Annotated in this window: 24 protein-coding genes; 10 read left to right on the top strand and 14 right to left on the bottom strand. The window is 71.6% G+C overall.

Annotated elements, in window-relative coordinates:
* Positions 1-201 precede the first annotated feature (201 nt).
* The 7 genes from OHT52_RS01210 to OHT52_RS01240 all read right to left on the bottom strand — a co-directional run bounded on the left by OHT52_RS01210 (position 202) and on the right by OHT52_RS01240 (position 7385).
* A complete protein-coding gene (locus OHT52_RS01210) occupies positions 202-987 on the bottom strand; it encodes an ABC transporter ATP-binding protein (RefSeq protein WP_328718201.1) in 786 nt (261 codons plus the stop codon).
* Positions 980-1909 carry an ABC transporter permease gene (locus OHT52_RS01215; protein ID WP_328718202.1) on the bottom strand — a complete coding sequence of 310 codons (930 nt, stop codon included), beginning with the start codon at positions 1907-1909 and terminating at the stop codon, positions 980-982. The genes OHT52_RS01210 and OHT52_RS01215 overlap by 8 nt, the downstream gene beginning before the upstream one ends.
* Positions 1910-2180: 271 nt before the next feature.
* A complete protein-coding gene (locus OHT52_RS01220) occupies positions 2181-3053 on the bottom strand; it encodes a glycosyltransferase family 2 protein (protein WP_328718203.1) in 873 nt (290 codons plus the stop codon).
* A gap of 7 nt (positions 3054-3060) precedes the next feature.
* Positions 3061-3840, bottom strand: a complete 780-nt coding sequence (locus OHT52_RS01225; protein ID WP_328718204.1) for a CDP-alcohol phosphatidyltransferase family protein — start codon at positions 3838-3840, stop codon at positions 3061-3063.
* Positions 3818-4879 (bottom strand): iron-containing alcohol dehydrogenase family protein, encoded by a 1062-nt coding sequence (locus OHT52_RS01230; RefSeq protein ID WP_328718205.1) that lies wholly within the window; start codon positions 4877-4879, stop codon positions 3818-3820. Before OHT52_RS01230 ends, OHT52_RS01225 begins: the two co-directional genes overlap by 23 nt.
* Positions 4867-5601 (bottom strand): phosphocholine cytidylyltransferase family protein, encoded by a 735-nt coding sequence (locus tag OHT52_RS01235; protein ID WP_328718206.1) that lies wholly within the window; start codon positions 5599-5601, stop codon positions 4867-4869. Before OHT52_RS01235 ends, OHT52_RS01230 begins: the two co-directional genes overlap by 13 nt.
* Positions 5598-7385, bottom strand: coding sequence for a DUF5941 domain-containing protein (locus tag OHT52_RS01240; RefSeq protein ID WP_443046756.1), 1788 nt, complete (start codon positions 7383-7385; stop codon positions 5598-5600). Before OHT52_RS01240 ends, OHT52_RS01235 begins: the two co-directional genes overlap by 4 nt.
* 324 nt (positions 7386-7709) lie before the next feature.
* Here OHT52_RS01240 and galE point away from each other — a divergent pair, with 324 nt between their 5' ends.
* The 3 genes from galE (at position 7710) to idi (ending at position 10510) form a co-directional block, all read left to right on the top strand.
* Positions 7710-8693, top strand: coding sequence for a UDP-glucose 4-epimerase GalE (gene galE / locus OHT52_RS01245; protein WP_328718208.1), 984 nt, complete (start codon positions 7710-7712; stop codon positions 8691-8693).
* Between the two features lie 141 nt (positions 8694-8834).
* Positions 8835-9767 carry a cation diffusion facilitator family transporter gene (locus OHT52_RS01250; protein WP_328723577.1) on the top strand — a complete coding sequence of 311 codons (933 nt, stop codon included), beginning with the start codon at positions 8835-8837 and terminating at the stop codon, positions 9765-9767.
* A 149-nt stretch (positions 9768-9916) separates the two neighbouring features.
* Complete coding sequence (gene idi / locus OHT52_RS01255; protein WP_328718209.1) at positions 9917-10510, top strand: isopentenyl-diphosphate Delta-isomerase; 594 nt, start codon at positions 9917-9919, stop codon at positions 10508-10510.
* A gap of 78 nt (positions 10511-10588) precedes the next feature.
* Here idi and OHT52_RS01260 read toward each other — a convergent pair whose 3' ends face one another.
* Complete coding sequence (locus tag OHT52_RS01260) at positions 10589-11044, bottom strand: ATP-binding protein (protein WP_328718210.1); 456 nt, start codon at positions 11042-11044, stop codon at positions 10589-10591.
* Between the two features lie 153 nt (positions 11045-11197).
* On the bottom strand, positions 11198-11824 hold the full coding sequence (locus tag OHT52_RS01265; protein ID WP_328718211.1) for a DUF308 domain-containing protein: 627 nt from the start codon (positions 11822-11824) through the stop codon (positions 11198-11200).
* A gap of 81 nt (positions 11825-11905) precedes the next feature.
* Between OHT52_RS01265 and OHT52_RS01270 the strand changes: the two genes are divergently transcribed.
* The 3 genes from OHT52_RS01270 to OHT52_RS01280 all read left to right on the top strand — a co-directional run bounded on the left by OHT52_RS01270 (position 11906) and on the right by OHT52_RS01280 (position 16218).
* Positions 11906-12658 carry an enoyl-CoA hydratase/isomerase family protein gene (locus OHT52_RS01270; protein WP_328718212.1) on the top strand — a complete coding sequence of 251 codons (753 nt, stop codon included), beginning with the start codon at positions 11906-11908 and terminating at the stop codon, positions 12656-12658.
* Between the two features lie 78 nt (positions 12659-12736).
* On the top strand, positions 12737-13600 hold the full coding sequence (locus OHT52_RS01275) for an SCO6745 family protein (RefSeq protein WP_328718213.1): 864 nt from the start codon (positions 12737-12739) through the stop codon (positions 13598-13600).
* 203 nt (positions 13601-13803) lie between these two features.
* Positions 13804-16218 carry a Tex family protein gene (locus OHT52_RS01280; RefSeq protein WP_328718215.1) on the top strand — a complete coding sequence of 805 codons (2415 nt, stop codon included), beginning with the start codon at positions 13804-13806 and terminating at the stop codon, positions 16216-16218.
* Positions 16219-16320: 102 nt separating this feature from the next.
* Here the strand turns inward: OHT52_RS01280 and OHT52_RS01285 are convergent, their stop codons facing one another.
* The gene (locus OHT52_RS01285) at positions 16321-17958 is read right to left on the bottom strand and encodes an ABC-F family ATP-binding cassette domain-containing protein (protein ID WP_328718217.1); all 1638 of its coding nucleotides are present in this window, start codon (positions 17956-17958) and stop codon (positions 16321-16323) included.
* 157 nt (positions 17959-18115) lie between these two features.
* Between OHT52_RS01285 and OHT52_RS01290 the strand changes: the two genes are divergently transcribed.
* On the top strand, positions 18116-18679 hold the full coding sequence (locus OHT52_RS01290; protein ID WP_328718219.1) for a hypothetical protein: 564 nt from the start codon (positions 18116-18118) through the stop codon (positions 18677-18679).
* Positions 18680-18821: 142 nt separating this feature from the next.
* Positions 18822-19745, top strand: coding sequence for an FAD-dependent oxidoreductase (locus OHT52_RS01295; RefSeq protein WP_328718220.1), 924 nt, complete (start codon positions 18822-18824; stop codon positions 19743-19745).
* Positions 19746-19878: 133 nt separating this feature from the next.
* On the opposite strand, the gene OHT52_RS01300 is transcribed toward OHT52_RS01295, so the two are convergent.
* Together OHT52_RS01300 and OHT52_RS01305 are read right to left on the bottom strand one after the other, a co-directional pair.
* Complete coding sequence (locus OHT52_RS01300) at positions 19879-21624, bottom strand: BCCT family transporter (protein WP_328718221.1); 1746 nt, start codon at positions 21622-21624, stop codon at positions 19879-19881.
* Positions 21625-21752: 128 nt separating this feature from the next.
* Positions 21753-22628, bottom strand: coding sequence for an oxygenase MpaB family protein (locus OHT52_RS01305; protein ID WP_328718222.1), 876 nt, complete (start codon positions 22626-22628; stop codon positions 21753-21755).
* Positions 22629-22942: 314 nt separating this feature from the next.
* Between OHT52_RS01305 and OHT52_RS01310 the strand changes: the two genes are divergently transcribed.
* Positions 22943-23902 carry an oxygenase MpaB family protein gene (locus OHT52_RS01310; protein ID WP_328718223.1) on the top strand — a complete coding sequence of 320 codons (960 nt, stop codon included), beginning with the start codon at positions 22943-22945 and terminating at the stop codon, positions 23900-23902.
* Here OHT52_RS01310 and OHT52_RS01315 read toward each other — a convergent pair.
* A complete protein-coding gene (locus OHT52_RS01315; protein ID WP_328718224.1) occupies positions 23889-24524 on the bottom strand; it encodes a TetR/AcrR family transcriptional regulator in 636 nt (211 codons plus the stop codon). The two genes, OHT52_RS01310 and OHT52_RS01315, sit on opposite strands and share 14 nt — an antisense overlap.
* Before the next feature lie 170 nt (positions 24525-24694).
* Positions 24695-25171, bottom strand: coding sequence for a macro domain-containing protein (locus OHT52_RS01320; protein WP_328718225.1), 477 nt, complete (start codon positions 25169-25171; stop codon positions 24695-24697).
* A gap of 142 nt (positions 25172-25313) precedes the next feature.
* Here OHT52_RS01320 and OHT52_RS01325 point away from each other — a divergent pair, with 142 nt between their 5' ends.
* Positions 25314-26060, top strand: a complete 747-nt coding sequence (locus tag OHT52_RS01325) for a MerR family transcriptional regulator (protein ID WP_328718226.1) — start codon at positions 25314-25316, stop codon at positions 26058-26060.
* The last annotated feature ends 11 nt before the right edge of the window (positions 26061-26071 follow it).

The raw sequence follows: 26071 nt of genomic DNA on the forward strand, positions 1-26071 counted from the left end.
ACCGGGTGTTGCGCACCGTCGCTCCCGGCTCCCGGACATCCAACCTTCCACGGCGCCCGGACACTTGGCATCGTCCGCCAGGTGGAGAAGCGATCTCCGGCTACCACCACAGGCGGACGGGCCGGACACCCCGGGCGGCCCGTCGGGCGAAGCGTTTCGCCCGGCGTCACCCGCGATGTCCGGCCCGTGGCCCCGGCCCGATTACTTGCCGGTCTCCCGCTCGTAGGCCCGCAGGACTTCCTCCGTCGGGCCGTCCATGAGGAGCTCGCCCCTTTCCAGCCACAGGACCCGGTCGCAGGTGTCGCGGATCGACCCGTTGTTGTGGCTGACCAGGAAGACCGTGCCGGCCTCCTTGCGCAGCTCGCGGATGCGTTCCTCGGAACGGACCCGGAACTTCCGGTCACCGGTCGCCAGAGCCTCGTCGATCATGAGGACGTCGTGGTTCTTGGCCGCCGCGATGGAGAACCGCAGGCGGGCCGCCATACCGGAGGAGTAGGTCCGCATGGGAAGGGTGATGAAGTCGCCCTTCTCGTTGATCCCGGAGAAGTCCACGATGCCGTCGTAGCGGGAGCGGATCTCCTCGCGGGTCATCCCCATGGCGAGTCCGCCGAGCACCACGTTGCGCTCGCCGGTGAGGTCGTTCATCAGGGCGGCGTTCACGCCGAGGAGCGAGGGCTGGCCGTCCGTGTAGACCCGGCCCTTCTCGGTCGGCAGCAGGCCGGCGATGGCGCGCAGCAGCGTCGACTTGCCGGAACCGTTGGTGCCGATGAGGCCGATGGCCTCACCCCGGTAGGCGGTGAAGCTGACCCCGCGCACGGCGTGGACCTTGCGGATACCACGGGGCTCCCCCTTGCCCCGGCGGACCATGCGGCTGAGGGCGGCGGTCGCGCTGCCCCTGCCGCCGCCTCCGCCGTTGACGCGGTACACGATGTGGACGCCGTCCGCGATGACGGTGGGGACCCGCCCCTGAGTGTTGTCGTCAGCCACGGCCGTACCGTTCCTCTGCCTTCCAGAAGTACACGAAGCCCAGGGCGCCCACCACGAGCGCCCAGGCGGTGGCGACGGCCCAGACGTGGGCCGGGAGGTTCTCCGCGCCGTAGCCGTCGATGAGGGCGAAGCGGACCAGGTCCATGTAGACGGCCGCGGGGTTGTACTGGAGCACGTTGGCGATCCACTGCGGCTTGTCCTGGAGCATCACCGTGATGGAGAACATGACACCGGACGCGTACATCCAGGTGCGCATCACGAACGGCATCAGCTGCGCCAGGTCGGGGGTCTTGCTCCCGAGGCGGGCCATGACCATCGCCAGACCGGTGTTGAAGCAGAACTGGAGGACCAGGGCGGGGATCACCAGCAGCCACGAGAGAGTGGGGTAGCTGCCGAACGCCACGGCGACCGCCACCAGCACGATCATGGAGAAGAGCAGCTGCTGGAGCTGCTGGAGGGAGAACGAGATCGGCAGCGAGGCCCGGGGGAAGTGCAGGGCCCGCACCAGGCCGAGGTTGCCGGAGATCGCGCGGACACCCGCCATGACCGAGCTCTGGGTGAACGTGAAGACGAAGACGCCGGTCACCAGGAACGGGATGAAGACGTCCTGGCTCATCCCCTTCCGCGTGCCGAGGATCAGGCCGAAGATCAGGTAGTAGACCAGCGCGTTCAGTAGCGGGGTGGCCACCTGCCACAACTGGCCGAGCTTGGCCTGGCTGTACTGAGCGGTCAGCTTCGCCCGGGAGAACGCCATGATGAAGTGGCGGCGGCCCCAGAGCTGGCGGACGTAGGCGAACAGCCCCGGCCGGGCGCCGCTCACGGTGAGGCCGTACTTCTCGGCCAGCTGCGCCGGGCTCAGCCCCTCGTCGGCCGACGGCGGGACGCTCATGGCGACCCGCCCGTCATGCGTTGTGTCACTCACAGATGGAAACTCTCGTCTTCGATCCACGCGGCCGGTGAAGGAGCGCGGCGCAGGCGGACAGGACCCGGAAAGGAATGCATACGGATCCCATGGTCTCAGAACCGGTCGGTCGGCCTCCGATCGGGCGGCCACGCCCTGGCACCCGCGCTTCCCGCGTCGCCGGAACGTCCCCGCAGCTCCGCCACGAGGCCATCCCGCCGCCTCGGAATCGCACGTACCTGAACGCGTCCACCGAACGGTCGAAGGCCACCCGACTGGCTCTCGGCACCGGTCAGATCACCGGGGGACGGCCCAGCTTCGTCAGCCGCCACACCGTGCGCCACCGCATGGGGCGCCGGGGGCCGCAGGGTGTCGCCCATCCTTCGCGGAAACCGCCGCACCACGCCTTGAGGGCGGGCAGCGAGGGGCGCCGCACCAGAGTGAGCACAATCCATGTGCCCAGGTAGACCGGGACCAGCGGAGCGGGAAGGTTGCGGCGGGCGAGCCAGACCCGGTTGCGGGCCACCATCCGGTGGTAGACGGCGTGCCGGGAGGGCGCGGTGGCGGGGTGGTCGAGGACCATGTCCGCGCGGTAGTCGATCAGCCACCCCGCGTCGAGCGCCCGCCAGGCGAGGTCGGTCTCCTCGTGGGCGTAGAAGAACGCGTCGGGCAGCCCGCCGACCTCGGCGAGCACGGCGGTGCGTACCGCGTTGGCGCCGCCGAGGAAGGTGGTCACCCGGGAGGAGCGCATCGGGTCCGAGGCGCGCAGCCGGGGGACGTGCCGTCGCTGGGTGGCCCCGGTCTCGGGGTCGGCGATACGGAAGCTGACGATGCCGAGCTCCGGGTCCTCGGCGAAGGCCCGGCGGCAGAGCTCGGCGGTGTCGGTCCTCGGAAGTCGGCCGTCGTCGTCGAGGAAGAGCAGCACGTCGACATCGGTGCCGCCGGGGCCGAAGGCCTCGATGCCGACGTTGCGGCCGCCGGGGATGCCGAGGTTCTCGGGGAGTTCCACGGTCCGGACACCTTCGGGGACGTCCGGTACGGGGGCACCGTTGCCGACGACCACGACCTCGATCCGGTCGCCGTCCTGAGCGGCGACCGAATCGAGGAGGGCGCGCAGCTCCACGGGGCGGTTGCCCATGGTGATGATGACCGCGCCGAGTTTCATGGGGTTCTCACTTCAGACGGCTGGACGCCAGGATCGACACCAGGTGCAGGACGGTCTGGAGCAGGGCGATGCCCGCGAGGACCGCGACCGCGAGGCGGGTGAAGAAGAGGTCGTCCCTGATCACGTCGGCGACCGCGGCGGCCAGGACGACCAGGGACGCCTCGACGCCGAGGATCAGGCGGTGGAACTTGAGCGCTCCGGCGGCGCGGCGGGCGAACGCCATGCCCGAGGAACGGGGCTCGGACGCGGCCTCCTTGACGGGCGGCAGCCCGCCCTGGTGGCGCGCCACTCCGACGAGGTCGGTCTCCGCCTTGATCAGGATGGCGCCGAGGGCGGCGAGGGTGCCGAGGAACGCCCAGAGCCAGTCGATCCGCCCGGTGCCGAACATGTCGGCGGCGCGCAGGCCGAGCCCGACGAGTACGGCGGCGTCGCACAGGTAGGCGCCGACCCGGTCGAGGTAGACCCCGCCCAGCGAGAACTGCTTCTTCCAGCGCGCCACCTCACCGTCGACGCAGTCGAGCAGCAGGTAGAGCTGCACCATGACCACGCCCAGCACCGCTCCCGGTATGCCGGGGACGAGCAGCGCCGGCGCGGCGAGCACGCCCGCGACGGTCATGACGTAGGTCAGCTGGTTGGGGGTGATCCGGGTGTTCACCAGGTGCCGGTCGATGCGCAAGGAGATCTCGCGCATGTAGAGCCGCCCTCCCCAGTGCTCACCACTGCGCCGGTCCTTCACGCCCGGGGGGTGCACGACCGGACGGAGTTCAGCTACGGATGGCTTTTGCATAGTCGGCGTACGCGTCCCTGATCTGGTCGGTGGACAGGTTGAGGTGCTCCAGGATCGTGAAACGTCCCGGGCGCGTCCGAGGGGCGAAGTCGACCACCTCGACGAACTCGTCGGCGGTGAAGCCGATCTCCTCCGGCAGCACGGGCAGGCCGTGGCGGCGGAAGACGACTGCCATCTGCTGCGACTGTTCGGCGGCGCCGCGCAGGTGCATGGCGAAGCAGGCGCCGAGGCCGACCTGCTCGCCGTGGCTGGCGGCACGCGCGGGGTGCAGCAGGTCGAAGGCGTGGTTGATCTCGTGGCACGCGCCGGAGGCGGGGCGCGAGTCGCCCGCGACCGCCATCGAGATGCCGGTCAGCACCAGGCCCTCGGCCAGTACCTTGAGGAACTCGTCGTCGGCGATGCCGCCGGGGTGGCGCAGGACGGCCTCGCCCGCCTGGCGTGCCATGGCGGCGGCGAGCCCGTCGACCTCTTCGCCGTTGACCCGCTGGGCGAGTTCCCAGTCGGCGACGCAGGAGATGTTGGAGACGGCGTCCCCGATCCCGGAGCGGATGTACCGGGCCGGTGCCCGGCGTACCACGTCGAGGTCGATCACGACGGCGATCGGCGTGGGCACCCCGTAGGAGCCGCGGCCGTTGTCGTTGTCCAGGGTGGCGACCGGTGAGCAGAGGCCGTCGTGCGAGAGGTTGGTGGCCACGGCGACCAGGGGGAGCCCGACGCGTGCGGCGGCGTACTTCGCCACGTCGATGATCTTGCCGCCGCCGAGGCCGACCACGGCGTCGTACCGGTTGCCCTTGATCCCGTTGGCGAGCCGTACGGCGGAGTCGATCGTGCCGTCGCTCACGGAGTACCAGTCCGCTCCGGGCAGGAGCGGCGCGAGCCGGTCCTTCAGGGCGCGGCCGGAGCCCTCACTGATCGCGATGGCCAACTTGCCCGAGGTCGAGATCCGCTGGTCGTGCAGGACCCCCGCCAGGTCGTCCATCGCGCCTCGGCGGATGTCGACGACCAGCGGAGAGGGGATGAGCCGGGTCAGTACTGGCACGCGATCTCACGGCCCTTCGCGAGGTCCGCGTGGTTGTCGATCTCCACCCAGGTCACCTCGCCGATGGGGGCGACGTCGACGGCGAAGCCGCGGTTGACCAGCTCCTGGTAGCCGTCCTCGTAGTAGAGGTCGGGGTCGCGCTCGAACGTCGCCTTCAGCGCGTCGGCGAGCTCCTCGGCGGCCTCGGGCTCGATCAGGGTCACGCCGATGTACTCGCCGGTGGCCGTCGCCGGGTCCATCAGCTTGGTGATCCGGCGCACGCCCTTCTCGTCGGTGATGACCTTCATCTCCTCGTCGGCGAGGCTCTTCACCGTGTCGAGGGCGAGGATGATCCGGCGGCCTTCGCCGCGCGCCGCGAGCAGGGTCTCCTCGACGGAGACGGGGTGCACGGTGTCGCCGTTGGCGAGGATCACGCCGCGCTTGAGGATGTCACGGGCGCACCACAGGGAGTAGGCGTTGTTCCACTCCTCGGCCTTGTCGTTGTCGACCAGGGTGATCGAGAGGCCGTACGTGGCCTCCAGCTCGGCCTTGCGGGCGTACACGGCCTCCTTGCGGTAGCCGACGACGATCGCGACCTCGCGCAGACCGACCGCGGCGAAGTTGGCCAGGGTCAGGTCGAGCACGGTCTTCTCCCCGTCCACCGGCACGAGTGCCTTGGGGAGGGTGTCCGTGTAGGGGCGCAGACGTCGTCCTGCACCGGCTGCCAGTACGAGGCCGATCATGCGAGTTCTCCTTCGTCGTGTACGGCGGGGGCCGAGGAGGACACCCAGAACCGGATGGATTCCACGGTCACCACCAGAGCCACGGCCGCGGCGAGCGCGGTGAGAGCCGTGGTGAAGCTGGTACGGGTGCCGAGTACGGCGGCGAACAGGGCCACCACGAGGGTGCGGCCCTCGTGCCCGAGGACGGTGCGGACCAGCCACTGCGGCGGGGCTCCCGTGCCACCCCGGATCCGGTACACCGTGTCGTAATGATGGTAGGCGACCGCCGCGACCAGGCCGAATGCGGCGGGCACGGCGTGCGGTACGCCGCTGCGGGCCGCCAGGGCCAGCACCGCGCAGTACTCGGCCGCCCGGAAGAAGGGGGGAACGAGCCAGTCGAGCGCGCCCTTGAGGGGACGGGACACGGCGAGTCCCGCCAGGAGCGTGTACACCCCGGCGGCGGCCGGCGGCCACCAGCTGCCGAAGGGGGCGAGCAGGGCCGTCGCGATCATCGCACCGCTGCCCACCAGGGCCAGCAGCGGCGCGGTGAAGCCGCCGCCCGGGCGGCGGACGACGGCCGCCACTGCCTGGGCGAGAGGGCCGGAGTCGGCGAGGTCGGCCAGGGCGTGTGCGGCGCGGTCGGTGCGCCGCGCCTTGCGGGTGAGCGAGCGCAGCAGCCGGCCGGCCGTGGTGTAGCAGGCGGCCAGCGAGCAGCCGACGAGCAGCGCGTAGAAGACGATCCGGGGCGTGGTGACCGCGGTCAGCACGGCGATCATGGCCCAGCGCTCACCGATGGGGAGCACGATCATCCGGCGCAGCCAGACCGTCCAGCCGACGCTGTCGAGCCGGTCGGAGAGGGCGGCGGTGGGGCTGGTGTTGGAGACCGCGTCGTGGTTGGCCTCGTTGAAGGAGAAGTCGACGACGTGCCGGCACGCCTGGAGCACCATGGCACCGAGCGCGAGGGCCCACACGTCGTCGCTGTCGCCGCCCGCCATGTGCGAGGCGCCGATGGCGAGACCCGCGTAGTAGGCGTACTCCTTGGCGCGGTCGAAGGTGGCGTCGAGCCACGCGCCCATCGTCGAGTACTGCAGGGAGTAGCGGGCGAGCTGCCCGTCGGTGCAGTCCAGGACGAAGGAGAAGAGGAGCAGCAGCCCGGCGGCCACGAATCCGGCCCGGGTCCCGGTCGCCGCGCAGCCGGCCGCGACGAGCGCGGTGATCAGCGAGGCGGTGGTGACCTGGTTCGGGGTGAGTCCGCGTCGCGCGCACCAGCGGGCGATGTAGCGGGAGTACGGGCTGATGAAGTGGGTGGTGAAGAAGCCGTCGTGCGCCTTCACCGCGCTGCGCAGCCGTACCGCTTCGTCGTCCACGGCCGCGACGGCCGCCCGGGCCGCGGTCACCTCTTCGGGGGTGGTGGGGACGGTGGCGGTGAGCGAACCGAGTTCGGGGCGCTGCACCGACGTTCCCTCGGCCTCCAGCGCGAGCGCGATGCGGCCCGGGATCGTACGGTCCTCGTCACGGTCCGGTACACCGGCGTCGGCCACCGGCCGCCCGGCGCCGACCGCGGCGGCGGTGCGGTCCATGGCGCGCAGCAGTGCCGCCCGCGCGTCGGACTGCACCGTCAGCGCGCCGGGGACACCGGCGGCGGCGAAGCGGGGATCGGTCAGTCCGAGGCGCAGGGCGTGGACGTGGCCGACGAAACGCGGGTCCACGAGGGCGACGCGGTGGCCCGCGGGAACACCCTTGAGGAGTGCGGCGGCTTCACCGGCGTCGGCGGCCGGCCGGACGTCGAAGCCGAGGGCGCGCAGGTCGTCCTCGATCGACGAACCGGCTACCGGCACACCGGTGAGAATGGCGGTCGACAGACGAACTCACTCCTTGGATCCGGGCATGGACGGGCACGCGGTGCGGCCTGGAAACGGGCCGGCGAGCCTGCGGCACATCGGCAGAGGCTATCGGATGAACAGAAGGTTGAGTTCACTGCCCATTTATGCTCTGTTCGGGTCAGTCCTGCACCCCGTTCGCCGCTCAGTGATCATCCTCCTTGATCGGCCCCCCGCGCGACAAACCGCGGTGCGGGCGGTGGGGGACACCGCCCGGGGAACGACGGGACACCGTTTAGGCTGATCGGCATGACGTGGCTGATCACTGGCGGTGCGGGATACATCGGGGCACACGTGGCGAGGGCCATGGTCGCCTCCGGCGAGAAGGTGGTCGTACTCGACGACCTGTCCACGGGCGTGGCCGAGCGGCTTCCGGCGGACATCGAGCTGGTACGGGGGTCCTCCTCCGACCGTGCGGCGGTGGACCGGCTGCTGGCCGGCCACGCGGTCACGGGCGTGGTGCACCTGGCGGGGAAGAAGCGGGTGGACGAGTCGGTGGAGCGTCCGCTCATGTACTACCGGGAGAACGTCGCCGGGCTCGCCGTCCTGTTGGAGGCCTCCGTCGCGGCGGGTGTCCGCTCCTTCGTCTTCTCCTCCTCCGCCGCCGTCTACGGCGTGCCCGAGGCGGAGGTGATCACCGAGGACACCTGCTGCGCGCCGATCAGCCCGTACGGCGAGACCAAGCTCGCGGGCGAGTGGCTGGTGCGCGCCACGGGCCGCGCCCACGGGATGTCCACCGCCTGCCTGCGCTACTTCAACGTGGCGGGCGCCGCCGAGCCGCTTCTCGCGGACACCGGGGCCTTCAACGTGATCCCGATGTTCTTCGACCGGCTGACACGCGGCGAGGCGCCCCGTGTTTTCGGGGCCGAGTACCCCACCCCGGACGGCACCTGCGTCCGGGACTACATTCACGTCGCCGACCTCGCCGACGCGCACCTGGCGGTCGCGCGTCATCTGGCGGACCGGAACGCTCCCGGTGACCTGACGGTGAACGTCGGACGCGGCGAGGGCGTCTCGGTGCGCGAGCTCGCCTCCCTGGTGGCCGAGGTGACCGGGAACCGTACGGAACCGGTCGTGGAGGCCCCCCGTGCGGGTGACGCGGCGAAGTCGGTGGCTTCGGCGGCGCGGATCGCGGAGGAACTCGGCTGGTCGGCGCGCCGGGGGGCGCGGGAGATGGTGGAGTCCGCGTGGGAAGGCTGGCTGCTGCATCATCCGGAGGCCGGCCACCGATAACAACCCCTCGCACATCTGTGCAGGTCAGAGCAGACGACAACGGTGTTCAACACCGTGTTGCCCGATACCCCCCGCCCGTAGTTCACTGGGCTTCGTCGGGCGGCGACGGCCCGAGCCTTACCACCGTCTGGAGGCATGCGCATGGGGGCCGGCCACGACCACGGTCACACGCACGGCACACCCGCGACGGCTTCGGCCGCCTACCTGGGGCGGCTCAGGATCGCCCTGGGCATCACCCTCGGCGTGATGGTCATGGAGATCGTCGGCGGCGTGCTCGCCGATTCGCTCGCCCTGATCGCGGACGCCGCCCACATGGCCACGGACGGGCTGGGACTGGGCATGGCCCTGCTCGCCATCCACTTCGCCAACCGGCCGGCCGGTCCGAACCGCACCTTCGGGTTCGCCCGTGCCGAGATCCTGGCCGCACTGGCCAACTGCCTCCTGCTGCTCGGCGTCGGCGGTTTCCTGGTCTTCGAGGCGGTGGACCGCTTCATCACCCCGGCGGACACCCGCGGCGGCCTGGCCATCGCCTTCGCCTCCGTGGGCCTGATCGCGAATCTGGTCTCGCTCACCCTGCTGATGGGCGGACAGAAGGACAGCCTCAACGTCCGGGGCGCCTATCTGGAGGTGCTCGCGGACACCCTCGGCTCGGTCACCGTCCTCGTCGCGGCGGGCGTCATCCTGGCCACCGGCTGGCAGGCGGCCGACCCGATCGCGTCCCTGGTGATCGGTCTGATGATCGTCCCCCGTACGGTGAAGCTGCTGCGCGAGACCGTCAACGTGCTGCTGGAGTCCGCGCCGAAGGGAGTGGACATGGCCGAGGTGCGCGCCCACATCACCGCCCTGCCCGGAGTGCTGGACGTCCACGACCTGCACGCCTGGACGATCACCTCCGGCATGCCGGTGCTCTCGGCCCACGTCGTCGTCCACCAGGAGATGCTGGACTCCATCGGACACGAGAAGCTCCTCCACGATCTTCAGGGCTGCGTCGGCGGCCACTTCGACGTGGAGCACTGCACCTTCCAGCTGGAACCGAGCGGACACGCCGCCCACGAGGCGCGGCTCTGCAGGTGAGGACGGGGAGCCCACGGGCGTCCCCCCGGCTCGTGCCGAGGCTGACATGCCCGGACCCGAAGTACGGACAAGCGGCATTTGTGGGGCAGACTTGACCGGACTCCAGGGGTCCGGGCGCACAAGGCCGGGAACCAAAGCGAAGGATGGGTATGCCGACCACACCAGCCACCGCGACGCACAGCTCGTCGAACGGCTCCGCAGAAGCGATCATGCTCGAACTGGTCGACGAGAGCGGCACCACCATCGGCACCGCGGAGAAGCTCGCCGCCCATCAGGCGCCCGGCCGGCTGCACCGCGCCTTCTCGGTCTTCCTCTTCGACGAGCAGGGACGTCTGCTGCTCCAGCGCCGCGCACTCGGCAAGTACCACTCCCCCGGCGTGTGGTCCAACACCTGCTGCGGCCACCCCTACCCGGGCGAGGCTCCCTTCGCCGCCGCCGCCCGGCGCACGTACGAGGAGCTGGGCATCTCGCCGTCCCTGATGGCGGCGGCCGGGACCGTGCGCTACAACCACCCGGACCCCGCGTCCGGCCTGGTGGAGCAGGAGTTCAACCACCTGTACGTGGGCCTCGCCCAGGACACCCCGGCGCCCGACCCGGAGGAGGTCGGCGAGACGGTCTTCGTGACCGCCGCGGAACTGGCCGAGCGGCACGCCGCGGGACCGTTCTCCGCGTGGTTCATGACGGTTCTGGACGCGGCCCGGCCGGCGATCCGTGAGCTGACGGGGCCCGCCGCCGGCTGGTGAAGGCGCGCCCGGGACGGATGGGGCGGCGGGCGGTTCCCGGGAGGGTGCCCGCGGCCCCGCCGACAGGAGCGGGACGGGTCAAAGGGGCGTTCTCAGCGGGAGTACCGCCCAGATGATCTTCCCGCCGGTGGCGGTGTGCTCCACGTCGCAGGTGCCGCCCGCCTCGGCGGTGATCTCCTTCACCAGAAGCAGCCCCCTGCCGCCCGTCTGGGCGTGGTCGGTCTCCAGCGCGGTGGGACGGTAGGGGTGGTTGTCCTCGACCGAGACCCTGATCCAGTCGGCGCCGATGGCCACCTCCACCGCCAGTTCGGGCGAGAGGAGGGCCGCGTGCTTGACCGCGTTGGTCGCCAGCTCCGAGACGATCAGCAGCAGCCCCTGGAGGATGTCGTCCTCCACGGGTACGCCCTGCCTGCCGATAAGGTCGCGTACCGCGTGCCGGGCTTGCGGAACCGAGACGTCGACGGCGGGGGCGGTGAAGCGCCACACCCCCTCGTACGGCACGGGACGGGCCGGAACACTCCCGCGGCTCTCCATGATCCGGCACCCGCTCTCGGTTCGCGTATCTCTGACCACTGTCCGTTGACTGACGAGTGTCGGGAACCTCGGAGCTCCGGTCCGGCCACTGACAAGAAGTGGGCACCTATCGACTCGTATTGACCGGCTTCGTAATACGGCGTCGCATGTGGACTACTTCTCGCCACCTTCTGGGGCAATATTCGGCCTACTCCCGCCCTCGTCTCCGTCCGCCGCCATCTGCTCGGTGACCAGCCCGACGACCTGGCGGCCTCCCACGCCGATCGCGATCAGGCCCAGGCCGTCGAAGAGCAGCGAGAGCGAGAAGAAGAGCCCGAGGACGTACCGGCTGCTGTGCGGCCAGTCGAAGAGCACCAGCAGGCCCAGCAGCAGGCCGAAGGCGCCCTGCAGGAGCGTCCAGCCGAACTGTGGTCCACGCACCACGACCGAACCGACGAGCCGGAACAGCCCTCCGGTGAGGAAGAGCAGGGCGGCGAACATGGTGAGCGCCTCGGCGCTGCCCCGCGGGTCGTGGATCACGACCACGCCGGCCGCGATGTTCAGGGCCGCGACGACGAGGGCGAGCCAGAAGAACCTGCTGCCCCGGGACTGCACCGCGTGCGCCAGACCGACCAAGCCACCGAAGAGCAGGAGCCAGCCGAAGAGCAGCATCGTGGTGAGCGTGGCCACGCCGGTGTGGACGAGACCCACGACACCGGCGGCGACGAGCAGGACGCCGAGCACGACCAGCGTGCCGAAGCTGCGGTTGAGCTTTCTATTCCGGCCCCGGGAATCGGCCATCGACAGCTCCTCGCGGTGCGTACGTGCGCGGGCACCCCTGGTCGGATCATAGGAGCGAACGGTACGGATAGCATCCGGCGCATGGACCGCACCGAGCCACAGCTGGAGCACACCGTCGCGGACGGGGTGGCGACCGTCGTGATCAGCAATCCCGCGAAACGGAACGCCATGACGGCCCCGATGTGGCGGGAGTTGCCCGTCCTGCTGGAACGACTGGCGGCCGACGTCTCGGTACGGGTGCTGGTGCTCACGGGCGCGGGCGACACCTTCTGCGCGGGGGCGGACATCTCCTCCCTCCAGGAGCCCGGGAAGCTGACCTCGGAGCTCACGGTGGCCGCCGAGGAGGCGCTGGCCGCGTTCCCCCGGCCCACCCTGGCGGCCGTACGCGGCTTCTGCGTGGGAGGCGGCAGCCAGCTGGCGGCGGCCTGCGACCTCCGGTTCGCCGAGGAGGGAGCGCGGTTCGGCATCACCCCGGCCAAGCTGGGGATCGTCTACTCGTCCTCCTCGACCCGGCGGCTCGTCGGGCTGGTGGGTCCGGCGACCGCGAAGTACCTCCTCTTCTCCGGAGAGCTGATCGGCACCGAGCGTGCCCTGCGCACGGGACTCGTCGACGAGGTACTGCCGCCGGCGGAGCTGGCCGGCCGGGTCGCGGAGTTCTGCCGCGTTCTGGCGTCCCGGTCCCAGCTGACCCAGGCGGCGGCCAAGGACTTCGCCGCCGGCCGCACCGACCGGGACGCGTACTGGGCGGCGCAGGCCCGGACGAGTGAGGACACGGCGGAGGGCGTCGGCGCCTTCCTGGAGCGGCGGACGCCGCGCTTCACCTGGACCACCTGACGTCCCGCCGCCACCCCTTCCCCGACGGGGACGCGGACGGGGTTCCCTCCATACTGACCAGTCGGTAATGTGCGGACCATGAGTACTCTGCCGCCCCGCGCCGGCCGCCGCTGCCACAACGCCATCAACCCGCTGCACTCCACGCTCTTCTTCTCCCCCGACCTCACCGCCGAGTTCGGGGCGCTGGGGATCGACGACCCGCGGGCCGCGTACTTCGCCGCCCGGGGGGCCGCGCTCGGGGCGGTCGGGGCCGGTGCGGTGACGTCGACCTTCTACAACTTCAACCACGAGCTGGTGGCCCGTCATCTGCCGGCCGTCTGGTCGGTCGCCTCCCCCGACGCGGTTCTCGCCGCCAGGCTCCGTGCGGCCGACACCACGCTCCGCCGCCTCCTCGGCGAGGAGATCATCGGCTCGCCCGAGATGGCGGAGGCCGCCGGGCTGGCGCTGCGGGCGACCGAGGCGTGCAGCCGCCACGCCCGACCGCTGTACGCCGCCCACGCCGATCTGCCGGTCCCCGCCGAACCGCACCTCGCGTTCTGGCACGCGGCCACGCTGCTGCGCGAGCACCGCGGCGACGGGCACCTCGCCGCACTGCTCACCGCGGGTCTCGACCCGCTCGAAGCGCTGGTCAGCCACACCGCGACCGGCAAGGGCATGTCCCCGCGCTGGACCCTCGGCACCCGGGGTTGGCGCCGCGAGGACTGGGACGCGGCCACCGAGAGGCTGCGGACGCGGGGGCTGCTGGACGCCGAGGGCTCCCTGACGGAGGCGGGCACCGCCCTGCGGGCGGAGCTGGAGGAGACGACGGACCGGCTGGACGAGGCGCCGTACGAGCACCTGGGCGCGGACGGGGTGGCCCGGCTGACCGAGCTGGGGCGCGGCCTCCTGTTCACCGCCGCCTCGGCGGGGGCGTTCCCCGAGGATCTGATCGGCAAGGGCTGAGCCGCTGACGATCCCCGGGCCGGGTTCCCGCCCGTCTTCGCGGAGGTCGCGCGACACGGCCCCCGGCCACCCGGCACAATGCAGGCGAAGGGGACCACCCCGAATGACGCCCGCCCCCGGTACGGAGCCCGCTCCGCACGGCGGGGCGGGCCGTCAGCAGAGCCAGCAGCACAGTAGTTACGAGAAGGCGAGCCGGGAACACCGTGACGACGTCCATCGAAGGCAGGATCGCCGAGGAACTCGGCGTACGTGAGCGACAGGTGACGGCAGCCGTCGCCTTGCTCGACGGCGGGTCGACCGTCCCGTTCATCGCGCGCTACCGCAAGGAAGCGACGGAGATGCTCGACGACGCGCAGCTGCGCACGCTGGAGGAGCGGCTGCGCTATCTGCGGGAACTGGAGGGCCGCCGCTCCGCGATCCTCGAATCCGTGGCCGAGCAGGGCAAGCTCGACGAGGCCCTGGAGGCCCGTATCCGGGCGGCGGACACCAAGTCGCGCCTGGAGGACATCTACCTGCCGTTCAAGCCGAAGCGGCGGACGAAGGCGCAGATCGCCCGCGAGGCAGGTCTGGAACCGCTGGCCGACGGGCTGCTCGGTGACCCGTCCGTCGACCCGCTCGCCGCTGCGGCGGGGTTCGTGGTCGCGGAGAAGGGGGTGGCGGACGGAGCCGCGGCGCTGGAGGGCGCCCGGTCGATCCTCGCCGAGCGCTTCTCCGAGGACGCAGACCTGACCGGCGAGCTGCGCGAGCGGATGTGGACGCGCGGCCGGCTCGCGGCGAAGGTGCGTGCGGGCAAGGAGGAGGACGGATCGAAGTTCGCCGACTACTTCGACTTCACCGAGCCCTTCACCGCACTGCCCTCGCACCGGATTCTCGCCATGCTCCGGGGCGAGAAGGAGGACGTGCTCGATCTGGTGCTGGAGCCGGAGGAGCCCTCCCAGGAGCCCGGCCCGTCCGGGTACGAGAACATGGTCGCGCGCCGCTTCGGCATCGCGGACCGGGGACGGCCCGGCGACAAGTGGCTCGGCGACACGGTCCGCTGGGCCTGGCGGACCCGCATCCTGGTGCACCTCGGCATCGACCTGCGGCTGCGGCTGCGCACCGCGGCGGAGGACGAGGCGGTTCGCGTCTTCGCCTCCAACCTCCGCGATCTGCTGCTGGCCGCCCCGGCGGGCACCCGGGCCACCCTGGGGCTCGACCCCGGTTTCCGTACGGGCGTGAAGGTGGCGGTCGTCGACGCGACGGGCAAGGTGGTGGCGACCGACGTCATCCACCCGCACGTCCCGGCGAACCGGTGGGAGGAGTCGCTGACGAAGCTGGAGCGGCTCTGCCGCACGCACTCCGTGGACCTGATCGCGATCGGCAACGGCACGGCGTCCCGCGAGACGGACAAGCTGGCCGGTGAACTCTGCGACAAGCACCCCGAGTTGAAGCTCACGAAGGTGATGGTTTCGGAGGCGGGCGCCTCGGTGTACTCGGCGTCGGCCTTCGCCTCGCAGGAACTTCCGGACATGGACGTGTCGTTGCGCGGCGCGGTGTCGATCGCCCGGCGGCTCCAGGACCCGCTGGCCGAGCTGGTGAAGATCGATCCGAAGTCGATCGGCGTCGGCCAGTACCAGCACGACCTGTCCGAGGTGAAGCTCTCCCGCTCCCTGGACGCGGTCGTCGAGGACTGTGTGAACGGGGTCGGCGTGGACGTCAACACCGCTTCCACACCACTGCTTTCACGGGTTTCCGGGATCAGCTCCGGACTCGCCGAGAACATCGTCGCGCACCGGGACGCGCACGGCCCCTTCCGCTCCCGCAAGGGGCTCAAGGACGTGGCCCGGCTCGGCCCGAAGGCGTACGAGCAGTGCGCGGGCTTCCTCCGCATCCGGGACGGGGACGACCCGCTGGACGGGTCGAGCGTGCACCCGGAGGCGTACCCGGTGGTACGCCGGATGGTGAAGACGGCGGGCACCGAGGTCGCGTCCCTCATCGGCAACACCGACGTGCTGCGGTCGCTGCGGGCCGACGCGTTCGTGGACGAGACCTTCGGTCTGCCGACGGTGACCGACATCCTGAAGGAGCTGGAGAAGCCGGGCCGTGACCCGCGTCCGGCCTTCAAGACCGCCACCTTCAAGGAGGGCGTCGAGAAGCTCGGCGACCTGGAGTCCGGGATGGTCCTGGAGGGCGTGGTCACCAACGTCGCCGCGTTCGGCGCGTTCGTCGACATCGGCGTCCACCAGGACGGACTGGTACACGTGTCGGCGATGTCGAGGACCTTCGTGAAGGACCCGCGCGACGTCGTGAAGCCCGGGGACATCGTGAAGGTCAAGGTGATGGACGTCGACGTCCCGCGCAAGCGGATCTCGCTGACGCTGCGGCTGGACGACGAGGCGGCGGCAGGCGGCCAGGGCGGCGGCAGGCGCGAGCGGGACGCGGCGCCGGGCCAGGGGGGCCGGCCTCCTCGCCAGCGCCAGCCGGACGCCGGCGGGCGCCGTCAGGGCGGTGACCGGCGTGGCGGCGGTACGGGCGGTGCCCGGCCCTCGGCGGCGCCCGCGCCCGCCAACAGCGCGATGGCGGACGCGTTGCGGCGCGCCGGCCTCACGGACCCGGGCCAGGGCGGCAGGAAGCGCTGACGGACGACGTGGGACGGGCCGGCCCCGAGGGGCCGGCCCGTCCGCGTGCTGTCCGCCCGCCGTCGGAGCTCCGCGATCCGCCCCGCCCACGCGCGGGGGCCCTCAGAGCTCCGTGATCCGCCCGTCCGCGACCTCGACGCGCCGGGTCGTGCGGACCGCCTCCAGCATCCGCCGGTCGTGGGTGACCAGCAGAAGCGTGCCGTTGTACGAGTCGAGCGCGGACTCCAACTGCTCGATGGCGGGCAGGTCCAGGTGGTTGGTGGGCTCGTCCAGCACCAGCAGGTTGACGCCCTTGCCCTGGAGCAGGGCGAGTGCCGCGCGGGTCCGCTCGCCGGGCGACAGTGTGGTCGCCGGGCGCATCACGTGGTCGGCGCGCAGCCCGAACTTGGCCAGCAGGGTGCGCACTTCGGCCGGCTCGGTGTCCGGGACGGCCGCGCAGAATGCCGCCAGCAGGGTCTCGTCGCCGAGGAACAGCTTGCGCGCCTGGTCGACTTCACCGACCACGACTCCAGAACCGAGCACGGCGGAACCGGAGTCGACCGGAAGCCGCCCCAGCAGCGCGGCCAGCAGAGTGGATTTGCCCGCTCCGTTGGCTCCGGTGATGGCGACACGGTCCGCCCAGTCGACCTGGAGCGAGACGGGCCCGAAGGCGAAATCGCCCCGGACCACGCGGGCTTCGCGCAGGGTGGCGACGACCGAGCCGGAGCGCGGCGCGGTGGCGATCTCCATGCGGAGCTCCCACTCCTTGCGCGGCTCCTCGACGACGTCCAGGCGTTCGATCATGCGCTGCGTCTGCCGGGCCTTCGCGGCCTGCTTCTCGCTCGCCTCGCTGCGGAACTTGCGGCCCAGTTTGTCGGAGTCGGTGGCCTTGCGCCGGGCGTTCTTCACACCCTTGTCCATCCAGCCCCGCTGCATCTGGGCACGGCCTTCGAGGGCCGACTTCTTGTCGGCGTACTCGTCGAACTCCTCGCGGGCGTGGTTGCGGGACCGCTCCCGCTCCTCCAGGTAGGAGGCGTAGCCGCCGCCGTAGAGGTTGATCTGCTGCTGGGCGAGGTCGAGTTCGAGGACCTTGGTGACCGTGCGGGTGAGGAACTCGCGGTCGTGGCTGATGACGACGGTCCCGGCGCGCAGACCGGAGACGAAGCGTTCCAGGCGCTCCAGACCGCCGAGGTCGAGGTCGTTGGTGGGCTCGTCCAGGAGGAAGACGTCGTACCGGGAGAGCAGCAGGGAGGCGAGCCCGGCGCGGGCGGCCTGCCCGCCGGAGAGCGCGGTCATCGGCAGGTCGAGGCCGACGGTGAGTCCGAGGTCGGCGGCCACCTCCTCGGCCCGCTCGTCCAGGTCGGCGCCGCCGAGGTCGAGCCAGCGTTCCAGCGACTCGGAGTACGCGTCGTCGGCGCCGGGCGCACCGTCGACCAGGGCCTGGGTCGCGGCGTCCATGGTGGCCTGGGCGTCGGCGACGCCGGTGCGGCGGGCGAGGAACTCCCGCACCGTCTCGCCGGGGCGCCGCTCGGGTTCCTGGGGGAGGTGGCCGACGGTGGCGGTGGGGGGCGAGAGCCGCAGCTCCCCCTCCTCGGGCCGGTCGAGCCCCGCGAGCAGCCGGAGCAGGGAGGATTTACCGGCCCCGTTGACTCCGACGAGACCGATCACGTCCCCGGGGGCGACGACGAGGTCGAGCCCGGCGAAGAGCGTGCGGTCGCCGTGGCCGGCGGCGAGGTCCTTGGCGACGAGAGTGGCAGTCATCAGGGTGTCGATCCTAAGCGTTCCGGGTGGCCCGCCGGTCGACCGGCCCGGACCGCCGGAGCTTCTCGGGCCCCGCCGCCAAAACGTGACCGGGTCGTTGTGCCGCCCGGGTACCGGGACTCGTGCGTGCGGAGTGGGCTCGGGGGAGGATCGGCCGATGACGACATCGAGAGGGCACCGGTACTGGGTGCTGCCGCTGGTGGCCACGGTCGTACTGGCGACGGGTTGCGGTACGGAGCGGGCCGGGGACGCGGCGGGAGCGGGCCGGAGCGCGTCGGCTCCGAGTGCCCCGACGGATTTCCGCTGTCCCGGCGAGGACCCCGCTCCGACGGCGTCGGCGGACTCTGCCTCCTCCCCCGCCACGACCGCCGCTCCGACCGACCACTACGCCGAGAACCACGGGTTCAGGGTTCCCCTCACGCTCCACGGCCAGAGCCGCTGCGACGGGCTCGTGGTCACCGGGCGGGTCGAGAGCGCACTCGAACCGCTGCGCAAACGCGGGGACTTCGCTCCGCAGCACGTGCGGAAGGTGCTCGACGGGCTCGGCTACCGCGCCGGGAGCGCGTACCAGAACGGCCCGACCGGAGTCGGCTTCCTCATCGTCCTCGACGCCTCGCCCTGGTGCGTGGAGGGAATGATGGACCGCGACTCCGTCACGGCGGACGCCTTCGGCGGCTACCCCGACGGCACCGACTGCGAGCCCCCGGAGGGCGGCCACTGACCACGGTTTCGCGGGCCGGGGGGGCGGATCGGGACCGTGCCCCGGCCATGATCCACCGCGCTCTGTCCTGGAGGCCGGGCCGTCGGTTAGCTTCCGGGGTGACAGCGTGCGGGTACGGGGGCGGAGCGACGGGGGTGGCGGTATGCCGGACGTGATCGTGGTGGGCGGTGGGGTCAGCGGGCTGACCACGGCGGTGGTGCTCGCCGAACGGGGTCACCGGGTGCGGGTCTGGTCGCGGGACGCGGCCGGGGACACGACATCGGCGGTGGCGGGTGCCCTGTGGTGGCCGTACCGGATCGAGCCGGCCCGGTCGGTGGGCGACTGGGCCCTGGAGACGCTCGCCGTCCACGAGGAGCTGGCGGCCGACCCGGAGGAGACCGGGGTACGGATGGTGGCCGGGCTCCATCTGGGCGAGCGGCTGGCCGGGCTGGGCCCTTGGGCGGCGCGGCTGCGGGGCGCGGTGGAGGTCGCGGAGGGGCTGCGGGTGACGCTTCCGCTGATCAGCATGCCCGACCACTTGGCCTGGCTGGAGCGGCGACTCCTGGCGGCCGGTGGCAGCGTCGAGCGGCGTACGGTGAGCGGTTTCGGGGAGGCCGCCGCCGAGGCGGAGGTGGTGGTCGACTGTGCCGGGCTGGGGGCGGCGGCGCTGGCGCCGGACGAGGGGATGCGTCCGGTGCGGGGCCAGCTCGTCCTGGTGGAGAACCCGGGGATCACCGAGTGGTGTGCCGCTCCCGATCCGGCGACGGGCTGGACGACGTACGTGTTCCCGCAGCCGTACGGGCTGGTCCTGGGCGGGACGGCGCAGGACGACGACTGGTCCACGGAGCCGGACCCGCGCGTCGCGGCGGGCATCGTGGCGCGGTGCGCGCGGATACGGCCCGAGATCGCGGGGGCCCGGGTCCTCGGACACCGGGTGGGGCTCCGCCCGGCGCGGGACGCGGGGGTACGGATCGAGGCGGAGGCCCTGCCGGGCGGCGGCCGGGTGGTCCACAACTACGGGCACGGGGGCGCCGGGGTCACCGTCGCCTGGGGCTGCGCACGGGAGGCGGCCCGGCTGGTGGGCTGAGCCCTACGCGGCGCGGGCCCGGCCACCCGGGTCGGCGCCGCCGTGCACGGGTGGACCGGTACCGCCCTGTCCGTACCGGCCCGCCGCGCACGTGGTACCCGTACCGCCTGTCCGTACCGTCACCGCTCCTCGTTCAGTCTCCTGTCGGCGGGGACGCGGGTCCCGGGTCCTCGTGCACATGGCGGTGGTCCTCGGTGACCTCGCTCCCGGGGCCGATCCGGATCTCGAAGTCGCCGTCGTACTTGGCGTGCCCCTGGATGACCGCGCTCTCCACCGCCTCGACGCCGAATTCGTGACGGACGATGAGCGGGTCCTGGCGCAGGTCCCGCATGAGGGAGACGCACATGCCGACCATCACGATCGTGAAGGGCGCGGCGACGAGGATGGTGAGGTTCTGCAGTCCGGCCAGCGCGTCGCCTTCGCCGTCGCCGATGAGCAGCATGACGGCGGCCACCGCACCGGTGACGACGCCCCAGAAGACGACCACCCACTTGTGCGGCTCCAGCACGCCCTTCTGCGAGAGGGTGCCCATCACGATGGAGGCGGCGTCGGCGCCGGAGACGAAGAAGATCCCGACCAGGATCATCACCAGCACGCTCATCAGGGTGGCGACCGGGAACTCCTTGAGCACGCCGAAGAGCTGCGCCTCCGGGGTGTCGGCGCCGCCGAGCCTGCCGGCGGCCTTGAGCCGGATGGCGGACCCGCCGAAGATCGCGAACCAGACGAGGCTGACGGTGCTCGGCACGAGGATGACTCCGCCGATGAACTGCCGGATGGTCCGGCCCCGGCTGATGCGGGCGATGAACATGCCGACGAAGGGCGTCCAGGAGATCCACCACGCCCAGTAGAAGACCGTCCAGGAGCTCAGCCAGTCGGCGACCTCGCCCTCACCGGTCGCCTCGGTGCGTCCTGCGAGCTGGGGCAGTTCGCGGAAGTACTCGGCGATGGAGGTGGGCAGCAGGTCGAGCACGATGATCGTGGGGCCCGCGACGAACACGAAGACGGCGAGGATCAGGGCGAGCACCATGTTGATGTTGGACAGCCACTGGATGCCCTTCTCCACCCCGGAGACGGCCGAGGCGACGAACGCCACGGTCAGCACGGCGATGATGGCGACCAGCAGGCCGGTGCCCGTCTTCTCCCGCCAGTTCAGCTCGTGGAAGCCGCTGCCGATCTGGAGCGCGCCCAGGCCGAGGGAGGCGGCGGAGCCGAAGAGCGTCGCGAAGATCGCGAGGATGTCGATGAACCGGCCGAAGCCTCCGCGGGAGAAGCGCTCCCCGATGAGCGGCTCGAAGACGGCGCTGATCGTCTGCCGACGGCGCCTGCGGTAGGTGCTGTACGCGATGGCGAGCCCGACGACGGCGTAGATCGCCCAGGGGTGCAGAGTCCAGTGGAAGAGGGTGGTGGCCATCGCCGTCTGCATCGCCTCGGCCTCGTCGGCGGGGCGGGTTCCGGGGGGCGGGTCCGTGAAGTGGGCCAGGGGTTCGCTCACCCCGTAGAACATCAGGCCGATGCCCATGCCGGCGCTGAACATCATCGCGACCCAGGAGACGGTCCGGAACTCCGGTTCCTCCCCCTCCTGCCCCAGCGAGATCCTCCCGTAGCGGCTGATCGCCAGCCACAGCGCGAAGACCACGAAGCCGGACGCGGCGAGCATGAAGGCCCATCCGCCGTTGTGGATGAGGCCTTCGAGCAGATCGGTGGAGACACTCTCCAGCGAGTCGGTGGCGAGCGAGCCCCAGAGCACGAAGGCGAGCGTGAGCACGGCGGTGACTCCGAAGACCACCCGGTCGGTGGTGGGCTTCCGCCCGAGCCGCGAATCTTGGGGAAGATCCGCCGTGACGGGCAGATTCTCCGGTCTCTGGTCGTCCTGCGGCACGTAGGGGCACCTTTCGGAAGCGCGGAATCACTCCCTGTAGGCAGTACCACACGTGGAGTGAGACTTGCGGGACCCACGAGCGGTGACCGTCCCCCTCTCCCGGTATTCACCTGCCGGTCCGCCTCTCGCTACCCGTTCCCGGCCCCCGTACGGGCGGCGCGACGCGCCTCTCGGGCCATGGGCAGATACCGCAGCCGCTCGGGGAGGGCGGGCACCACGCGACGGACGACCGCGCCGAAGCGCCGCAACCGCCGCTCCTGGGCCGGGGTCCACTCCAGCCCGATCGCGGCACGTGCGTCGGGCGGCATCAGGCCGACCGTGAGGAAGGAGCGGAACCGGGCGAGTGGAGGCAGGATCACCGGCCACAGCGCTCGCGCGACCAGCCGCAGGAGCAGGGACCCCCGGTCGGGCGGAGGTACGGGCCGGTCGGTGGCGACCAGTTCCCCGACGACCGCGTTGCACTCCAGTTCCTCGGCGAGCACCTTGCGGTAGTAGGGCCAGAACTCCTCGATCGTCTGCGGCATGTCCCGGTCGTGGATGCCGAGGACCCGGCCGACCTGGAGCCATTCCCGGTACAGCGCGCGCTCCTGGGCTTCGGTGAGCGGGCGCACGAGGTAGCGGGAGGCGTGCTGGTAGACCGGGAAGCCGGTGGCGTGCACCCACGCGTAGTTCGCCGGGGTGAGTGCGTGGTAGCGGCGCCCTCGGGAGTCGGTGCCCTGGATGGTGCGGTGCAGGGCGCGCAGCCGGCGCCCCTCCGCCACGCCTTCCTCGCCTCCGTACACCCAGAGCTGGAGCGAGCGCAGGGACCGTTCGCCGCGCCCCCACGGGTCGGTGCGGAAGACGGAGTGCTCGTCGACGCCCGCGCCGACGGCGGGGTGGGCGACCTGGAGGGTGAGGGCGGCGGGCAGCATCAGCAGCCCCCGGACGTCACCGGCGAGGCTCCACAGCACCCCTCCGGGCGGAGGCGGTACGGGGTCCGGCGGCCCGTTTCCCTGGCTGCTCATTCGGATACTCCCGGCGATCGGCGGACGGGCGGACGTGCGACGGACGGGCGGACGCCGCGCCTGCTCACAGGGTGCCCGTACGTGTACTGCTTCCAGTATGCGAGCGGTGCGCCGACGCGGCGGCGGTGGGCCCCTGCCGCCGATTCGACTCGGCCCGTTGACGCCTCGATGAAACAAGTCAATAGTATTTGTAACATTGACTCCGGGAACCCCTTCCACGTCAACTGCCGCTCTTCTCAGCGGCGTTGGACGCGCATGCCAGGGGAGCGGGGTCGGCACGATGAACCGCACATATCCGCAGGAGGGTGCACATCATGGGCCGTTACAGCCGCCTGAGGGCGATTCGCCGGATGGACCCGGTGCGGGACTGCGCCGAGATCCTCAGGCTGATGTCCCAGTACGAGTTCCCCTGGGACTACCGGCAGGGCGTGAGCGTCGCGTTCCTCCGCGACTTCGGCGTCCCCCGCATCTCCGTGACGCTCGACCGCACCCAGGAGTTCGAGCGGAACGGGCAGAGGCGCTACGACGACACGGTGCTGATCGGCTACGAGATGGCGGCCGACGGCTTCGACTCGGAGCGCGGGCGGGCCGCCGCCCGCCATCTCAACCGCATCCACGGCCGTTACCGCATCCCCAACGAGGACTACCTCTACGTCCTGGCCACCACCGTCGTCGGACCGAAGCGCTGGATCGACCGGTTCGGCTGGCGCCCCCTGTGCCGGCAGGAGGTGCAGGCCCTGGCCGAGGTCGGCCGGAACATGGGCCGGATGATGGGCATCGCATCGGTCCCCGCCACCTATGCGGAGTTCGAAGCGCTGCTCGACGCGTACGAGACCGAGATGTTCGCCCCGGCCCCGGCGAACCGCCGGGTCGCGACCGCCACCTTACGGACGATGACGAGCTGGTACCCGTCCCCGCTGCGCCCGCTGGTCGCCCGCTTCGCCCTGGCGCTCCTGGACGAACCGCTGCTGCGGGCCCTGGGGTTCACCCCGCAGCCCCGCTGGTTCCGGGCCTTGGCGGTACGCGCGGTGCGGGCCCGTTCACACGGGGTACGGCTACTGCCCGCCAGGCCCGGATGGCTGCCCTCCCGGCCCCGGCCGCGCAGCTACCCGTTCGGCTACCGGCTCGACGATCTGGGGCCGCACTGGGCGCAGAACCGGCCGGTCGAGCCGCTGCCGGACGAGATGCCGGAGGTCTCGCCGGGTTCGGCACCCGGCGCTCGCCCCGCGCCCCGGCCCGGCGCGAGCCGGTCCGAAGGGCTCACCCGGCCGTGAGGAGCGGGACGAGGCAGCGGCGGGCGAAGGCCGCCACCTGCTCGTCGTCGTCGAGTTCGAAGCAGCTCAGCGGGTTGAGGAGGAAGGAGACGGTGATGCGCACCATCACCTCCGCGACCGGCGCCGAGTCCGTCGCCGGCCGGCCCTCCATCCGCTGGGCGTGCTGGAGGCGGTCGGTCAGGAAGTCACGCATGGCGAGGAACGCGGGACCGCTGTCCACCGTGAGGAAGGGCAGCATGACCTCCGGTTCCAGCCTCAGCAGACCGCCGATGAGGGGATGTTCGCGCACGTGCCGGAGCACCGCCACGAACCCGGTGACCAACCGGTCCTCCACCGAGGGCAGTTCGGACACCGCCTCGTCCACCTCGCCGACGAAGCGGCGGTACTCGCGCAGCAGACACGCGGCGACCAGGGCATCCTTGTTGCCGATGCGCCGGTAGACCGTGACCCGGGACACCTTGGCCCGCCTGGCCACGTCGTCGACGGTCGAGCGGCGCAGCCCGAAGGTCATGAACTGTTCACGGGCCGCGTCGAGGATCTGCTCGCTCAACTCGTCCGAGGGTGGCGTCTCTTCGAGCGCCCTCGTCATCAGCGCCTCTTCGCCGGCCGCCGGTACCGTCATGAGCTCTCCCCGTGTCGCTGCCCCCGCGCCAGCTTAACCGTCGGTGCTACGAAGAGACATGCCTCGCCGCTCTGTCTCCCACCGGGGAACGCCTCGCGACGGACGGGGTCGGCGCCCAGGCGCGCCGGCATCACGGTCCGATCCCCCCGGCGCCCACGGACCGCTGGGGCTCACCCGAGGTCGTACACCGTGACGGAGAGCTCGCGGCTCACCAGCCGCCGTTCTATGAGCGGTTCCACCCGCGACCACGTACCGCCGGCGAGTCCGCAGCCGATCCTCGGCATGTGGACGGACGCGCCCAGCTCGGCGGCGCGCACGGCCACTGTCTCCAGGCCGGTGTCGATCGCCTCGTACCGTACGGGTACGCCGCCGCTCCCCCTGCGCATTCCGCGTTGGCCCACCAGGTTGGCCACCCACACGTAAGGGTCGACGTGGACGAACTGGACGGCACCGAGCGCGAAGTCGTTACCCGCGCGGCCGCGGTGCCACCGGCGGTAGGCCGCCTCGGGCTCCGGCCAGCGGTGCGAGAGGGCCAGTACGAAACCCTTGCCCCAGCCGCCGAGGTCGTTGCAGACGTGCACGATCAGCTTGACGCCCTTGGCCTGCGGGGCGGTGGCGTCGCCCTTCAGATAAGTGATCCCCGACATGCGCCCACCGTACGGGCACCCACCGACAACGGCCCCTGCGAGGGTTTCACCACAGTGGTGAGACAGCAATACTGTTGCACCTGATCGCCGCACCGGGTCGGTCAGGAACGATCCGGACGTCTCCGGGCACCGAGGAGCAGACATGGCGACCGCGCCCGAGGAGCCGACCCTCACCGTCGACGAGCTGGCGGCCCGGGCGGGGGTGACCGTGCGCACGGTGCGTTTCTACAGCACCCGGGGGCTGTTGCCGCCTCCGGTCATCGGCCCGCGCCGGGTGGGACACTACGGGCACGGTCATCTGTCGCGGCTGGCGCTGATCGAGGAACTCCAGCGCCAGGGAATGACGCTGGCCGCGATCGAACGGTATCTGGAGCAGCTGCCGGAGGATCTCAGCGCCCACGATCTGGCGATCCACCGGGCGCTGGTGGCGTCCTGGGCTCCGGACGGGGTCGAGGAGATGACCGGCCCGGAACTGGAGCGGCGGGCGGGCCGGCCGCTCACCGCGGAGGATCTCGACCGGCTGGCGGCGATGGGGGTGCTGCGGGACGGGCCGGAGGGGGGCGCCCCGTCGCCCGAGGGCGTCCACCGGGTCGATCCGGGGCTGCTCATGCTCGGGGTGGAGCTGCTGGACGTACCGATCGCGCACGAGACGATCCTCAGGGCGCATACCGTCATGCTGGAGCACACCCGGTCGGCCGCGGCGGAGTTGACCCGGCTCTTCCGGGACGAGGTGTGGAGTCCGTACCGGGAGCGGGAGGCGGACCCGGAGCACGTGTCGGCGATGAAGTCGCTCTCGGCCCACATGCAGCCGCTGGTGTTGCAGGCCCTGGTGACCGCGTTCCAGCGGTCGCTGACGGCCGAACTGCGCGCCGCCTTCCAGGCGTCGTGACCGTACGCCCG

It is taken from the genome of Streptomyces sp. NBC_00247, from assembly GCF_036188265.1.
In the GTDB taxonomy this organism is placed as follows: domain Bacteria; phylum Actinomycetota; class Actinomycetes; order Streptomycetales; family Streptomycetaceae; genus Streptomyces.